The 14,717-nt window shown below is 61.2% G+C and carries 13 protein-coding genes and 4 riboswitches; of the genes, 5 read left to right on the plus strand and 8 right to left on the minus strand.

The window, feature by feature from the left end:
* The first annotated feature begins 394 nt into the window (after positions 1-394).
* Positions 395-1,213, plus strand: coding sequence for a phosphoribulokinase (locus E6W33_RS19855; protein ID WP_136419060.1), 819 nt, complete (start codon positions 395-397; stop codon positions 1,211-1,213).
* A 23-nt stretch (positions 1,214-1,236) separates the two neighbouring features.
* Here E6W33_RS19855 and E6W33_RS19860 read toward each other — a convergent pair whose 3' ends face one another.
* From E6W33_RS19860 to eno, 8 genes are all read right to left on the minus strand, one after another.
* Positions 1,237-4,206: a Tn3 family transposase gene (locus E6W33_RS19860; RefSeq protein WP_136419061.1), complete on the minus strand. Its 2,970-nt coding sequence runs from the start codon at positions 4,204-4,206 to the stop codon at positions 1,237-1,239.
* 69 nt (positions 4,207-4,275) lie between these two features.
* Positions 4,276-4,620 carry a DUF190 domain-containing protein gene (locus tag E6W33_RS19865; RefSeq protein ID WP_136419062.1) on the minus strand — a complete coding sequence of 115 codons (345 nt, stop codon included), beginning with the start codon at positions 4,618-4,620 and terminating at the stop codon, positions 4,276-4,278.
* A gap of 20 nt (positions 4,621-4,640) precedes the next feature.
* Positions 4,641-5,957, minus strand: coding sequence for a voltage-gated chloride channel family protein (locus E6W33_RS19870; protein WP_136419063.1), 1,317 nt, complete (start codon positions 5,955-5,957; stop codon positions 4,641-4,643).
* A 75-nt stretch (positions 5,958-6,032) separates the two neighbouring features.
* Positions 6,033-6,105: riboswitch (Fluoride riboswitch) on the minus strand.
* Between the two features lie 74 nt (positions 6,106-6,179).
* Complete coding sequence (locus E6W33_RS19875) at positions 6,180-6,611, minus strand: EamA family transporter (RefSeq protein ID WP_136419064.1); 432 nt, start codon at positions 6,609-6,611, stop codon at positions 6,180-6,182.
* Between the two features lie 44 nt (positions 6,612-6,655).
* Positions 6,656-7,039, minus strand: a complete 384-nt coding sequence (gene crcB, locus E6W33_RS19880; RefSeq protein ID WP_136419065.1) for a fluoride efflux transporter CrcB — start codon at positions 7,037-7,039, stop codon at positions 6,656-6,658.
* Between the two features lie 58 nt (positions 7,040-7,097).
* A riboswitch (Fluoride riboswitch) is annotated at positions 7,098-7,169 on the minus strand.
* Positions 7,170-7,321: 152 nt separating this feature from the next.
* Positions 7,322-8,986, minus strand: a complete 1,665-nt coding sequence (locus E6W33_RS19885; RefSeq protein ID WP_136419066.1) for a dynamin family protein — start codon at positions 8,984-8,986, stop codon at positions 7,322-7,324.
* A 45-nt stretch (positions 8,987-9,031) separates the two neighbouring features.
* The gene (locus tag E6W33_RS19890) at positions 9,032-10,213 is read right to left on the minus strand and encodes an MFS transporter (protein ID WP_136419067.1); all 1,182 of its coding nucleotides are present in this window, start codon (positions 10,211-10,213) and stop codon (positions 9,032-9,034) included.
* Between the two features lie 13 nt (positions 10,214-10,226).
* Complete coding sequence (gene eno / locus E6W33_RS19895) at positions 10,227-11,543, minus strand: phosphopyruvate hydratase (protein WP_136419068.1); 1,317 nt, start codon at positions 11,541-11,543, stop codon at positions 10,227-10,229.
* Between the two features lie 218 nt (positions 11,544-11,761).
* Positions 11,762-11,828, minus strand: a riboswitch (Fluoride riboswitch).
* A gap of 157 nt (positions 11,829-11,985) precedes the next feature.
* Between eno and E6W33_RS19900 the strand changes: the two genes are divergently transcribed.
* The 4 genes from E6W33_RS19900 (at position 11,986) to E6W33_RS19915 (ending at position 14,713) form a co-directional block, all read left to right on the plus strand.
* Positions 11,986-12,309, plus strand: coding sequence for a DUF190 domain-containing protein (locus E6W33_RS19900; protein ID WP_136419069.1), 324 nt, complete (start codon positions 11,986-11,988; stop codon positions 12,307-12,309).
* 114 nt (positions 12,310-12,423) lie between these two features.
* Positions 12,424-12,485: riboswitch (Fluoride riboswitch) on the plus strand.
* Between the two features lie 106 nt (positions 12,486-12,591).
* Positions 12,592-12,972, plus strand: a complete 381-nt coding sequence (locus E6W33_RS19905) for an HIT family protein (protein ID WP_247869714.1) — start codon at positions 12,592-12,594, stop codon at positions 12,970-12,972.
* A 40-nt stretch (positions 12,973-13,012) separates the two neighbouring features.
* Positions 13,013-14,230 carry a cation:proton antiporter gene (locus tag E6W33_RS19910; protein ID WP_136419071.1) on the plus strand — a complete coding sequence of 406 codons (1,218 nt, stop codon included), beginning with the start codon at positions 13,013-13,015 and terminating at the stop codon, positions 14,228-14,230.
* 15 nt (positions 14,231-14,245) lie between these two features.
* A complete protein-coding gene (locus E6W33_RS19915) occupies positions 14,246-14,713 on the plus strand; it encodes a universal stress protein (RefSeq protein WP_136419072.1) in 468 nt (155 codons plus the stop codon).
* The last annotated feature ends 4 nt before the right edge of the window (positions 14,714-14,717 follow it).

Raw genomic sequence — 14,717 nt, forward strand, 5'->3', positions numbered from 1 at the left:
GGCCCCTGTCAGTTGAATGCGTGGTCCGCACGGCCACGCATTGTTCGTCCTTTCCCTTTCCATTGACCGATTGTCCAGTCTGCGCAACAAACAGGATTGGATCACAGGTCTGCTTGTTCGCGTGAGCAGTATTCGAGCGCCTTCACGCGATTTGTTCTCGCGATCCGCTGCCGCATCCGCGGCTTGTTTCCCTCCCCTGTAGCCCTGAAAAGAACAACCGCACGTTTCCCATTTCCTCAGGGAGACCGTTTCGCGTCGCCATGGAAATATATAAGTATCAACTTATGCTATCCATATATTTACTCATTTGATCTTATGTTAATCAGGCCCTTATAGTGAAGCGAATAGCGGATTGATAACACTCCGCCCGACCTTTACTGTCAGGACGCCTGCCATGTCTGAACGCCACCCGATCATTGCGATTACCGGCTCATCCGGGGCCGGAACGACTTCCGTCACCCGCACTTTCGAGAACATATTCCGCCGCGAAGGCGTGCGCTCCGTCATCATCGAGGGCGACAGCTTCCATCGCTACAACCGCGAAGAGATGAAAGAAAAAATGGCAGAAGCAGCGCGGCAAGGCGATCAGCATTTCAGCCATTTCGGTCCCGACAACAATTTGTTCGAGGAACTCGAATCGCTGTTTCGCAATTACAGCAAGGAGGCTTGCGGACGGCGGCGCAAATACCTGCACGATGAAGAAGAAGCCGCACCCTATCGTCAGCCGCCCGGCACATTTACCGCATGGGAAGACATTCCAGACGACACCGACCTGTTGTTCTATGAAGGCTTGCACGGCGGCGTCGTTCACAAGAGCATCAACATTGCGCAGTACCCGGACTTGCTGATCGGCGTGGTACCGGTCATCAACCTGGAATGGATACAAAAGCTCTGGCGTGACAAGTCGATGCGCGGCTATTCCACTGAAGCGGTGACCGATACCATCCTGCGCCGCATGCCGGATTACGTGAATTACATTTGTCCGCAGTTCTCGCGCACGCATGTGAATTTTCAGCGCGTGCCTTGCGTGGACACCTCCAATCCCTTCATTGCGCGCGAGATTCCCTCGGCGGATGAAAGCTTCGTCGTCATACGTTTTGCCAATCCGAAAGGCATCGACTTCCAGTACCTGCTGGCGATGATTGCCGATTCCTTCATGTCGCGCGCCAACACCATCGTGAGGGTCGGCCGGGATTCGCGCACGATTTGTTGAAATCTCCTCCAACGCCATGATTTTTAAAGAATTTTGATGCTGTAATTCATCGGTGGCACCTTCCTGTCCAGATCCAGCGTGTAATCGCCGAACCGGTTGATGTGCTCGGTCCGGTACGGCGCCAGCCCGGCCAGGATTTCCTCGTTGATCGGCAACCCTTCCTCCTGCATCTCTTTGAGTAGGCGCGTCATCGATTCGACGTTGTGCAGGATCGCCAGATTCGCCACAAGCTGGTTGTATTTGACCACCTTGCGCTGCTCGTGGCGCACATTTTCCGCGATCACGCCCTGGTTGCCGAAGAACAGCCACTTGATGAACTGGTTAAATTCCTCGCTCTTGTTGGTGGCCGCCTGGATCGTCTTGCGCAATTCGCCGTCGGCGATATACCTGAGCAGGAATTCGGTCCGCACCACCCTGCCGAGTTCGCGGAACGCGAAATACAGCTTGTTTTTACGACTGGCCGTGCCCAGGCGCCGCAGGATCGTCGACGGCGTGATCTTGCCGGCCTTGATCGACAGCGCGATGCGCAGCATGTCCGGCAGGTGCGTCTCGATCAGCTCCCAGTCGATCGTCTTGTTTTCGACGAAGAGCGCGTTGATGTGCTGGTAACGCATCCCGCGCTCCGGCTTGAAAAACACCAGCTGCTTCAGATTGCGTATCCGCGGCATCAGGTTGATCCCCAGCAGATACGCCAAGCCGAACACGGGCGCGCTCTGCGCGTGCGTGTCGCCGTGCAGCGTATCCGGCTGGATCTCCGATTCATTCTTGATCAAGCCATCGAGGATATAGATCGCCTCGTACACCCCGCATGGGATGAAATGCGAAAACAGCGCGATGTACATGTCCGAGACATGGTAATAGCCGATGCCGCCGTAGCCGCCATAGCGGATATGGTACTCGGAGAGCAGGTTCTGTTCATACAGATTCCATTTGGTGCCGTCGGCTGACGCGCTCTTGCCGCTACCCCAATACTTGGGCAGCAGGAATTTGTTGTAGGCATTGATGACCTGCACGATTGCCTTGTCCAGCCGCTCCTCGGTCATGTGATGCAGGTTGAGCCACACCACCTGCTTGCGCGACAGTCCCTTGACCGACCGCGCCGTCTGCGTCGGCCCCAGGTTGCAGCCGTAGCAGAACAAGGTCGTCACGAAGCGCTTGCGTGGATCGTCGATCTTCGCCTCGAAGCCGGACAGCGGCCCGAAATGCTTGTGCAGGTCCAGCCAGCTTTCCGATTCGACCAGGATATCGAGGATGTTCTTTTCCGGGATGCGTTCGAGCAGCAGTCGGTCGACATCGTCGAGCGCCGCCGGCTTCGCCTCCTTGTCCTGTTTGCGCAAAATGATCTGGTTGCCGTTCAGCTCGACATTCTCATTGCCGGGCAAGCCCTCGTCTACTTGGCGCGCGGTCTCGGCCAGCGACTTCTTGAGCCGCGCGACGAAGGTCTTCGGCTCGACCGGGATCTCGAGCATCTCGCCATAGTCGTCGACCTGCGCGTGATAGGCATCCCAGTCGACCAACTGCACCCGGTAGTCGCTGTACTGATCGCTATTGGCGACAAACAGGTCGCCCGATTGCAATTCCCGCATCGTCTCGGTCAACACGCACATCTCGAAGTATTTCCGGTTGACCTCGGCGACGTTGCCGGTGCGCTGGCCGGTCACGAGCTTGCGCCATTTGTCCGGAATCCATTTCAGGCTGATGTTTTCGCCGGCAATCGACAACCATTCCCGGTGGCTCTGCCGGTGCTGCAACACGAAGCGGATCGCGTCGATCAGCGACAGGTCGGCCGAGGTCGATTCGAGATCGAGCAAGGTCAGGCAATTGAGTAGCATCGGGCGCTGCGTCTGGTACGGCGCCAACATGAATGGCAGATAGTTGTTGCCGGCATAAGCCATGTGCTCGTCGCATTCGGCGATCAGCTGTTCCGGCGCGTCATGGATCGCGGCGGCGACGCGTTTGCCGCGCTCCTTGTCGTCGGTGCCTTCCTGGAACGCTTCGAGCACGTCGCGTAGTTGCGACACCAGCTTTTCGGTGCGCTTCTGGTGCTCGAGGTAGTAGCGCTGCAATTGTTCCTCGGCGCCGTTGTGGATCTTGCGCAGCTTGCGGATGAACATCTCGACGGCGTCATCGAGCGCCTTCGACAGTTGGGCGTGGAACAGCACGACCATCAAGGCATAGCGCTTGCCCGGCTGCGTCGCCTTCAGATCGGCAGCATCGAGCGCCCGCGCCTCATTGACGAACTGCGTGTATTTCACGACCGGCAACTGGTCGACGGGCGGCAGGTTGACCACCCAGCTCCTGAGCCATTCGACGTGATCCAGATAGCGGCGCACCTCGGTATTGGTCGGCTTCTTTGGCTCCTGCTTCAACTGCTGCCAGCCGGACAGCACATGCCCCGGCTGCAGGACCAGCATGGCGTCGAAGCGTTCTGTCACCGACGCGTCCAACGGCGTCGTCAGGCTGCGGAAGTAGCGGTCGTTGGCGAGGTTGCGCGCCTTTTGTGCGGCCCGGCGCAACTTGCTGAAGGCCGGCAGCTCATAGCGTTGCCGGATCAGTTCCTCGATCACGACATTGATGATGTCGGCCAAGTCCTGTTTGGTCTGCGCCGCCTCAAGCGCAGTCGCCAGAATGAGGCGGTCGGTTTCCTTGGTCACCGGCGCAATCTTGAGGAAATCCCGGATCGCCTCGACGAAGCGGCGCCGCGATTGCGATCGTTCCTCGGCGAGCAGATCGCGCTGGGCCACGGAGCGCGTGCCACTGAATTTGACCAGGAAAGACACGATCGGCGGCGGCACATCGGCGAGCATCGCGAAATAGCCGAGGCGCTGCGTGGTCTTGAGCAGGATCAGCAAGTACAGGCGCGCCGGCGCCGATTTGCCGAGCTTGCGAGCGAACCGCATTTCCTCGTTGCTGGGCCGATACACCTCGTTGAGTTCGCGCGGCGTCAACTCCGGCTTGAAGCGCGGGTACGCCGTTTCATGCAGACTGGTCACGCCCTTTCTCCCTGTCGCGTGTATTGAGGATGGATGGCGGCGATCCAGGCGCCGCATCGGTGACTAGTGCTATGGTTTCAGCGGCAATTCGCAGCGGAACAGCACGGCATGCACCTTGTGCAGCTCATGCTCATGGTCCTTCAGGAATTTGCGCAGCGTCGGTTCGGTATCGATCAATTCCAGGCATTGCGGGTGGCGCAGCGCGCTGCCTTCGAGCGAATGGTGGCTGACCCGCTCGCCCGGCAGATAGCCGGCGTCGACGTGATGCAGGATTGCCTGCTTGACGCCCAGGCGCCGGGCGTATGCGAGTAGATGAGACGCCAGGTTCGGTGCAGTGAAACGATGCCAGAAACGCGTGCCGCGCGCCTTGGCGGACAGCGGGAAATAGAGTCGGAGTGCAGCGAGGTCTTGCATGATGATTTCAAGCGGTTGGATTATTGGACGGATTGGTCTTGTTCGGCTTCTTTGCGCAGCTGGTGCCGGTAGTGGGCGACTTCGCCAAGCTTCATACCTTCGGGAACGTGGCGATGGTGTTTGGCATGGCCCACGCGCTGCGCGCGGTAGATGCCGGTGTGCCCGGAAAACAGATAGCTGACCACGCACGCGATGCCGGCATAGGGGCCGATGGCCGGGCCGAACAATTCGATCGCCATGACGGTCGAGGCGAGCGGCGTGTTGGCCGCACCGGCAAAGACCGCCACGAAGCCGAGCGCGGCCAGCATCGAAAATGGCTGCTGCAGGATCGGCGCCAACGCGTTGCCGACGGTCGCGCCAATGTAGAACAAGGGCGTGACCTCGCCGCCCTTAAAGCCGGTGCCCAGTGAGCCGATCGTGAAGGCCATCTTGCCGGCGAAATCCCACCACGGCAGTTGCTGCTGGAACGATTCGACGATGACTGGAATGCCCAGGCCGATATAGCGATGCGTGCCGACCGCCCACACGGCGACGGCCACGGCGATGCCGCCGATGAAGGGGCGCAGCGGCGCATACGAAACGTGCTTTTTCAGGATGTCGGACAAGCCGTGCGTCGCGTTGGCGAACACCATCCCGATCAGGCCGAACACGATGCCGGCGGCCAGCGTCGCGCCCAGGCTCCATGCCGTGATTTGCGGGATGGCCGAGACGGCGTAATGCGTATGGTGGATGCCCCACAGCAGGCCGACCTGGTCGGCGACGATCGCCGCCACGAAACACGGCAGGATCGCGTCATAACGCATGCGACCGATCGCCAGCACCTCGAGGCCGAAGATCGCGCCGGCCAGCGGCGTGCCGAACACGGATGAAAAGCCGGCGCTGATGCCGGCCATGATCAACAGGCGGCGCTTCTGCTGGTCCATCCGGAACAGGTGCGTCAGCTGGTCGGCCAGCGCGCCGCCCATCTGCACGGCGGTGCCCTCGCGGCCGACCGAGGCGCCGAACAAGTGCGACAGGATCGTGCCGCCCAGGACCAACGGCGCCATGCGCAACGGAATGACTTTCTTGGGATCGTGGATCTCGTCGATGATCAGATTGTTGCCGGCCTCGACATTCTTGCCGAGCTTGAGATAGACCCAGCCGACCGCGAAGCCGGCCACCGGCAGCAGCCAGATGAGCCAGGCGTGTGCCTCGCGCCACGCGGTCGCCCATTCGAGCGAAAACAGAAACAAGGCGGACGCGGTGCCGGCCAGGATGGCGACGATGAGCGCGAGTGCGAGCCACTTGCCCATGTAGGGCAACAGGTCGACTTGTTCGGGATGTTTGGAATGTTTCATGCAACCAGGTTTGTTGAATGCACAACCTGGCCGTGTGAAGCGGTGGACGAATGCCTACAGCTCCCATGACCAGGAACGACTGTAGGCATCATCAGCCACCCACCAAGTGGGCGGCGGTTCAGGGAGGAATGCCATCTCCGCAGCCGGCAGATTGTACGGTATCCGGTCCGAGATTGACAACCGGCACGGCCAACCGGAAGGAAAAATGGCTTGTCTTGATAATCAAAAGACAATGATGATGACGGAGCCCGCCACGATCAGCGCTCCGCCAAGGGCGACAGGCCAGGTCAGTTGTTCGCCGACGAACACGATGCCCAGGACAATGGCGATGGCCACGCTCAGCTTGTCGATGGGCGCCACCTTGCTGACCGGGCCGAGCTGCAGCGCCCGGTAATAGCACAGCCACGACAGGCCGGTGGCGATACCGGACAGCACGAGAAATAGCCAGCTATACGGCGAAATCGAATTTGGTTTTTGCCACTCGGTCCGCCAGAACAGAATGCCGGCGGTGACGATTAGAATGACGATGGTCCGGATGAACGTCGCCATATTGGAATTGATGCCGGCGACGCCGAGCTTGCCGAACAACGCGGTCAATGCCGCAAAGAACGCCGATCCCAGTGCAAACACGACCCAGCTTGGAAGAAAATTCATGCGCATTCCCTGAAAAGAAAATCAAACGAGCAAACCATGCACTGTCACGCACGGCGCACCAGCGACACAGTCAGCATGCCGAGCAGCGTCATGCCCAAGGAGCCCACCACATGGATCGCAATGGCGCCGCAGGCCCACGCCAAGCGGCCTTCCTGCAAGAGCGCGACGACTTCCGCGGAAAAAGTCGAAAAGGTCGTCAAGCCGCCGAGAAAGCCGGTCACGACCAACAGGCGGATTTCCGGCGAGAGTGTCGGGTGGTCGGCGAAGAAAGCCACTGCGATACCGATCAGATAACCACCGAGCAGATTGGCGGTCAGCGTGCCGGGAGGGATCGCTGGAAACAGGGCGTTGAGCTGGTTGCCGAGCACCCAGCGCAGGATGGCGCCCAGGCTGGCGCCGACGGCAATGGCGGCAATGGAGGTCCACACGAGTCCTGTCCTTTCTTATTGTCGCCTGGACAGGCGGGCCTACGCATCCCGTCCAGGCTTTGCTGTAGGCAGCATCAGCCGGCTGCGCGGCGCCGACGGTTCAGGGAGGCATGCCATCTCCGATAGCCAGAATGTACCAGACATGCCGCGCTCGAAGGAGTATGACGAAATAAAGCCGAAAATAGGTAGCTGACTACGCAGGCGATGCCCGCATAGGGGCCGAGGCCGGCCCGAACAATTCGATGGCCATGCCGGTCGATGCAAGCGGCGTATCCGCCCCGGTCAGCTTGCCGTCGGCGCGAGATGAACATTGCGATGCCCTGCCAGCATCAACAGCGCGTGTTGCGCGGAGCGGGTTTCCTCGTCGCTGGTCAGCAACCGGCGTACTGCATCATATTTGGTCGCGTAGCGCCGCATGTCTTCCGCGAGGCGGTCGAGCAGGGCCGCCTCACGGGCGAGCAGCATGTGTGCCGTGTCGGCGTCGTCGACGCGGGCAATCAACTGCCGCAGATGGGGAAGACAGATGACGGAAAGCCCTCCCAACGTGCCTTCCCTGTCTTCCGCGAGTCGTGCTGCAAGTGACGCTAGCGCCTCCGCTTCTGCTTGGGCGCGCTCACGGCAAAGCACGCAGGCATCCGCGCCGGGCAGGAGTGCTTGCAACGCGGTTGACAGCGCCTGTGGCGCAAGCGCGGCATCCGCGAAATCACGAAAACGTTCCGAGAAATGCTCAAGCAGCGCCGGATAGCCGCTGCAAATGCCCTGAGTGGAGGCCAATGCGCCGTATTGCCAAGTATGCAATGCGCAGAATCCACCGCGCTCCGCGTGCCGACGTTGCACCTCTGGCCGAGTGCAGAGTTCGTATTGATAGTGGCACAGGAACGCGAACTCGGTGTCAACGATGCGCGTGCAAATCTCGCAGGAGCGAAACTGCTGCGACGCATCGGAGGCCGCGACGGTCGCCGCCTCATTACGCAGCGAAGCGCCCGGCAGGCTCGCGGCGATCCGCCGCGACAGGGAATCGACGTCCTCCGCCAGCCGCTTCGCATCCGCCCCCGGCGGCAACCCGCATAGCACATCGATCACCCGGTCGCAGAGCCGCAGCAGGAATTCACTGCTTTTCTCTTCCAGCAGGAAGCGCACCAGCTCCGCTTCGAGTGCCTCGACGCCGCTTGCCGCCAGGCGTATCGGATCGACGTCGCGCTTGGCCTGCAGACCGTCGCGCGCGGAGAGCGGGAATATCCTGGGGATGTTGGGGCCGAGCCCGGCGCGCAATTGTTCCCGCACATGCCCCAGCACCTGCTCGCATTCTTCGGGCGACACCATGTCCTGCTTGTTGACGACAACAAAAACGCGACGCGCCGATGCGCAAGCCACGCGCAAAATCCGCAACTCCTCGTCAGCAAGCGGGCTATCCATGCTGGTGACGAGCAGGAAGGCATCGGCCTCGGGCAGAAAGTCTTCCGTGGTGCGGGTATTCTCCGCGATCGATGACCCGAGCCCAGGGGTGTCGACGAAGTAGAAGCCGCGCCGCAGCATCTCGGCAGGCAACCGGATCTCGACCACCGCGACGCGCTTGACGTTGCCGGGATTGCGCTGCTGGGTCACGTATTCCGGCAACGCCGCCAGCGGGATGTCGGTCCTGAGAAGATCATGTCCCTGGTAACGGATCAGCGCGTGTTCCTTGCTGCCGTAGGTGACGCTGGTGATGACCGAGGTCAGGGGCACGATGCCAGTGGGCAGGCGGTCCATGCCGATGAGCGCATTGATCAGGGACGTCTTGCCGCGGCTGAAGCGTCCCACGACCACCAGGTTGAAGCGATCTTCGGCGAGGCGCACGAAGCATTCCCGGATGCGTTGGCGGTTGTCTTCCGAGGCGGCGAGCAACTGTGCCGAGCGCAGCAGTTCGGCCAGATCAAACTTCGCATGTTCATAGGCTCTCAAATCCATCGCGATACTCCACCTCGTCCGCAGCGTCGGCCATCCCCCATCGCATCAACGTCTCTCCCCCTGCTTGCGCACGATGAAGAACAGTGGGAGAGCGGCCAGTTGCAACACCATGCAGAACCCGATCGTCGCCGCCAGCGAGCGGTCGTACAGAATGCCGATCAGCGCGCTGCCGATGAACCAGCACACGCCGTAGCCGGCAGTAAACAAGCCGTAAGCGGATGCGCGATGCTGGCGCGCCACCATCGGCGCGACCGCCGCCGGCACGATCGATTCATGCACGCCCATGCCGATTCCCCACAGGGCGGCGCCAAGTAGCGCAGTCCAAAAGCCGCCCAGGAATACCAACGGTGCAAACAGGGCGGCGATGATCGTCAAGGGAATCAGGATCGCAATGCCGAAGCGATCGAACAGCCGCCCGAGCACGAGCGAGCCGGTGCCACTTACCGCCATCGCGACCGCATAGGCAATGGGCACCCACTGCGGCGGCACCGACGACGCCTTTTGAAAGTGGTAGGCGATCAGCGGGAAATCGGCGAACCCCGCGGCCACCAGCCCAGCACCGGCGAGGTAGATCCAGAACACGCGCGGGAACTTCTGCCCTTTCACGTCGGGTATGGCGATGTCCGCTTCCATGTTTTCCGGGTGCGGATACAGGTGCCGGGCGACTAGCAGCAGGCACAGGCAGACCACGCCGGGCAACAGCAGCGCAGCAAATGCGAGGCGATAGTCGCCGCGCTGTGCCAACACGCCGGCCACCGCGAGCGGGCCGAACAGCGCGCCGAACTGGTCCAGCGCCTCATGCGCGCCGAACGCCTTGCCGTAGCCGATTTCCTGCGCCGCATGCGACAGCATCGTGTCGCGCGGCGGGTTGCGGATTGCCTTGCCGACGCGTTCGAGGATGATCAGCACCGCCGCCGTCTGCCAGCTGTCGGCCAGCGCCAGCGCCGGCACCGCCAGCATCTGCACGATATAGCCGGCGATCGTGATCGGCCAGAATTGCCCGGTGCGATCGGCCATGCTGCCCGACACCAGGCGCAAGCCATAGCCGAGTAATTCGCCAAAGCCGGTGACGACGCCGACTGCGGTGGCGCTGGCTGCCAGCAGCGCGAGATACGGGCCGAGAATGCTGCGCGAGCCCTCATAGGTGAAATCGGCAAAGAAGCTCAGCACGCCGATCATGATGACGAATTTCCATGCCGCGTTATTTTTCGTAGTGGCTTGTTGCATGATGGTGCCCTCATCACGACGCTGCAATACCGCGTTCACCCGACCAACGCCTGACGAACGCCGTGGTACCGGCAAAAACCGCCGATCCACCCAGGCTTTCCTCGATGCGCAGCAACTGGTTGTATTTCTCCACCCGTTCGCCGCGGCACGGCGCGCCGGTCTTCAGATGCCCGGTACCCAATGCGACGGTGAGGTCGGCGATGAAGCTGTCCACCGTTTCGCCGCTACGGTGCGAGACCATCGCGCCCCACTGCGCGTCGTAGGCAAGCTGCACCGCTGCGTTGGTTTCGGTCAGGCTGCCGATCTGGTTCGGCTTGATGAGCACGGCGTTGGCAACGTTTTCTTCGATGCCGAAAACGATGCGGTCCACGTTGGTGACGAACAAGTCGTCGCCCACCAGTTCGATGCGGTCGCCGAGCGCCTGGTTGAGCCGTTTCCAACCGGCCCAGTCGTCCTCGGCCAGCCCGTCTTCCAATACCGCGATCGGGTATTGCGCCACCCAGTCGGCGTAGATGGACACCATTTCTTCGGCGCTGACCTGCCGCCCTTCGGTGCGCAGATGATAGAGACCGTTTTCGTAGAAAGCGCTGGCAGCCGGGTCCAATGCCAGCAGCACGTCTTCACCGGGCCGGTAGCCGGCTTGCCCGATGGCCAGCAGGATGAGTTCGATCGCGTCGGCATTGCGCTTCAACGCGGGCGCAAAGCCACCCTCGTCGCCGACGGCGGTCGAATGACCGGCATCCTTGAGGACAATCTTGAGCCGGTGGTAAATCTCCGCGCCCCAGCGCAACGCCTCGGCGAAGGTGGGAGCACCGACCGGCGCAATCATGAATTCCTGCAAATCGGTCCCTTGCCAATTGGCATGAACGCCGCCATTGAGGATGTTGAACATCGGCACCGGCATTCGGCAGGCGCTGGGGCCGCCGAGGTAACGAAATAATGGAAGGTCGCAGGCATGGGCGGCGGCGCGCGCGACCGCGAGGCTTACGCCGAGAATGGCATTGGCACCGAGCCTTTCCTTGCGAGAGGTGCCGTCCAGCGCCAACATCGTGCAGTCCACCCGCCCACGGTCCAGCGCGTCCATGCCATGAATGGCGTCGGCGATGGCACCGTTGATGTTGTCGACGGCGCGACGAACGCCCTTGCCGCCATAACGCGATAGATCGGCGTCGCGCAATTCCACCGCCTCATGCACGCCGGTGGAGGCACCCGACGGTACGGCGGCACAGCCTTTGGCGCCGTTGGCGAGAACGACATCGACTTCCACTGTAGGATTGCCGCGCGAGTCGAGTATTTCGCGTGCGTGGACCGATTCAATGCGGGTTTCCATGTGCTGCTCCGATCAAAAGGGGCTTTACGTCGGCTACATGTCACGATGCAGGAAGAACCGACAGGGCGGACGACCGGCACCGATCGCGCAGGCCGGGCAATGCGCGGTACGCACAACGTTCAACGGGGGAAGGGATTTTCATGAAGCCAGGGTTGCAGAGCGTGCGAAACCTGGATAGGGGGAAACAATACATGCATGCCTACCATTTCCCGGTCCAGGAACTTGTAGGCATCATCAGCCGGGCTAGCCGGCGCTCAGGGAAGGAATGCCATCTCCCACTGCTCACATTTACTAAAGGTTGAGCGTCTTCATGCAGATTTGTTCCTTAAATAGCGAATAACCGGCGTAACATGGAGAACTAATGTGTTTCGGTTTGGAACGTTCTGTCGCGGGCAAATTTCCTATACTTCTGACGGAGGCTGTCCTCCTTGAAGGAGCTGCCATGAAAGGCTTTCAACTCGAGTTCTTTATGGAACAGAACAAGCGTCACCACCATCAGGGATTATGGGAATGGCTGCTTGAGGCAGCCCGCTCGCATGGCATTCGCGGCGCGACCGTGTTCATGGGGGCCATGGGATATGGGCATCACCGCCGCATCCATTCCGCGCACTTCTTCGAATTGGCGGATCAGCCGGTGGAAGTGACCATGGTGGTGACCGAAGAAGAAGCAGACCGCTTGTTTGCGCTACTGAACGAAGAAAAGGTGCACCTGTTCTTCGTCAAGTTGCCGGTGGAGTTTGGCACCATCGGCGAGGTAGGGGCATAGAATGGAGACGGCTTGACCGGACAGGACCGCACCGTCACGACCTGATTCTTTTTACGTGGCAAGCAGGTTGCAGAAGCTTGGTGGCTTGAATCTCCTTATCCCGGCGCATATGATGATGTTCAAGGAGATGGCATTCTCCTCGAACCGCCTTGATGGCTGATGATGCCTGCAGACCGCCCGACACGGGCGCTGTGGGCGTTCGGCTCCTTTCCCCCGTTCTCCCAGAGTGTCCCGCGTGGCCTGTTATCGCTAGTAAGCAGTAGGTCCATGAGGAGTCATGCTGTGGAATCGACGACCCCGCCTTGTCCGTTTTGCGCCATCAGTGACGCCGTATTTCTGCTCAACCAGCATGTCCATGCACGCTGGGACCTGCACCCGGTCACGCCCGCGCACGCGCTACTCGTTCCAAACCGCCATGTCGCCAGCTTTTTCGATACCACCGACGACGAGCGCGCTGCCTTGCTGCAATTGCTCAAGGAGGCGAAAGCCTTGCTGGATGACCGCCATGCGCCCGCCGGCTACAACATCGGCATCAACATCGGCGAAGCCGCGGGCCAGACCATTCCGCATGCGCACGTTCATTTGATTCCGCGCTACCACGGCGATGTAGAAAATCCGCGCGGCGGCGTGCGCGGCGTAATCCCGGCGCGACAATCCTACTGAGGCAGACAACGAACAATAACCGGCGCGAGAGGAGAACCCCATGACCAACGTATGGATGCTTGCCGCTCTATGGCTTGGCTTGGCGCTCATCGCCACGCTGTTGTCGATCTGGCTGCGCATCGCCACGGCGCTGTCCGAGATCGTGGTGGGGACCGTCGCGCAACTGTTCATCGGTGCGCTGATCGGCGGCGCTGTGCTGGGAACCGATGAATCCTGGATCAGGTTTCTGTCCGGCACCGGTGCCATCGTACTGACCTTCCTGGCAGGCGCCGAGCTCGATCCGGCGGTATTTCGCAGCAAATGGAAGGAGGCGTCCGCGATCGGCCTGATCGGCTTTTTCGCGCCATTTTTGGGATGCGCCGCAGTGGCCTATTATCTGCTCGGCTGGAACTCTCCCGCCAGTTGGCTGGCCGGCGTCGCCCTGTCCACCACCTCGGTGGCGGTGGTGTACGCAGTAATGCTCGAATTCGGGCTCAACAAGACCGATTACGGCAAGACCGTGCTGGCCGCGTGCTTCATCAACGACCTCGGTACCGTGCTGGCACTCGGTTTCATCTTTTCGCCGTTCACGATGAAGACGCTGGTGTTCTTTGGTGTCAGCATTCTCGTGTTTGCGATCCTGCCCTGGCTGACGCTGCGCTTTTTCCGGCGCTATGGCGACCGGCCGTCCGAACTGGAGGCGAAATACCTGTTGCTGATCCTGTTTGCGCTGGGCGCGCTGGCGAGCTGGGCCGACAGCGAAGCGGTCTTGCCTGCCTACGTGATCGGCATGGTGCTGGCGGGCACCGTCGGCAAGGACCATGCGCTGATCCGACGCCTGCGCACGCTGACCTTCGGCCTGCTGACGCCGTTCTATTTCATCCGCGCCGGGTCGTTCGTTTCGGTGCCGGCGCTGGTCGCCGCACCGGCCGCCTTCTTCGTGCTGTTCCTGGCCAAGATGGCGACCAAGTTCGTCGGCGTCTATCCGGTGACGCAACTCTACAAGACGCCGAGGAAAGAGGCGATGTACACGACTCTTCTGATGTCGACCGGACTGACCTTCGGCAGCATCTCGGCGCTGTTCGGCCTGTCGCACGGCGTGATCGACCAGACGCAATACTCGTATCTGGTGGCGACCGTTATCGGCAGCGCGGTGATCCCGACCCTGATCGCCAACGCGTTTTTCCTGCCGCACCATCTGTTGCGTCCGCTTGACGCGACGCCGGCAGAAGCACCGGCCTCCGCGGCCGGGGCCGCGCAACTCTCCGAGTCGAAATAGGAAAGGAGACAGGCGATGTTCAAGCGCATCCTGATTGCCTACGATGGCTCGCAGCCGGCGGAAAAGGCGTTTCACACGGCGCTGAGCCTGGCGGCGAAGTATCAGGCGAGCCTGCAGGTGCTGTCGCTGGGGCGCCCGCTGGAGCGTTTTGCCGGCGAGTTTGAACTGATGCTGGCGCAGATGGCGCCGACGGAATTCACCCCGGACGCGGAAATGGACGCGGTGGCAAGACATGCGCAAGAACGTTATCAGCAACGGTTCATGCTGCTGCGGGAACGCGCGGCGCAATCCGGTGTCGTTCCCGAATTCCAGGTGTTGATTGGCGACCCGGCCGAGCAGATCGTCCGCACGGCCGACGAGAAGGCGATCGACCTGGTCCTGCTCGGCCATCGGGGCAATGCGCTGTTCGAGCGCTGGTTGCTGGGATCGGTGGCAAAAGCGGTCATCGCGCATGCGAAGTGCACGGTACTGGTCGTCCGATAGCAGA

The sequence above is a fragment of the Herbaspirillum sp. ST 5-3 genome (genome assembly GCF_004804275.1).
Classification (GTDB): Bacteria; Pseudomonadota; Gammaproteobacteria; order Burkholderiales; family Burkholderiaceae_D; genus Noviherbaspirillum.

Coding starts and splice junctions, on each gene's coding strand:
- E6W33_RS19890 (WP_136419067.1), bottom strand. CDS start 10,213: ATGCAACAAGCCACTACGAAAAATAACGCGGCATGGAAATTCGTCATC.
- E6W33_RS19855 (WP_136419060.1), top strand. CDS start 395: ATGTCTGAACGCCACCCGATCATTGCGATTACCGGCTCATCCGGGGCC.
- E6W33_RS19865 (WP_136419062.1), bottom strand. CDS start 4,620: ATGCAAGACCTCGCTGCACTCCGACTCTATTTCCCGCTGTCCGCCAAG.
- E6W33_RS19875 (WP_136419064.1), bottom strand. CDS start 6,611: ATGAATTTTCTTCCAAGCTGGGTCGTGTTTGCACTGGGATCGGCGTTC.
- eno (WP_136419068.1), bottom strand. CDS start 11,543: ATGGAAACCCGCATTGAATCGGTCCACGCACGCGAAATACTCGACTCG.
- E6W33_RS19915 (WP_136419072.1), top strand. CDS start 14,246: ATGTTCAAGCGCATCCTGATTGCCTACGATGGCTCGCAGCCGGCGGAA.
- E6W33_RS19900 (WP_136419069.1), top strand. CDS start 11,986: ATGAAAGGCTTTCAACTCGAGTTCTTTATGGAACAGAACAAGCGTCAC.
- E6W33_RS19885 (WP_136419066.1), bottom strand. CDS start 8,986: ATGGATTTGAGAGCCTATGAACATGCGAAGTTTGATCTGGCCGAACTG.
- E6W33_RS19910 (WP_136419071.1), top strand. CDS start 13,013: ATGACCAACGTATGGATGCTTGCCGCTCTATGGCTTGGCTTGGCGCTC.
- E6W33_RS19870 (WP_136419063.1), bottom strand. CDS start 5,957: ATGAAACATTCCAAACATCCCGAACAAGTCGACCTGTTGCCCTACATG.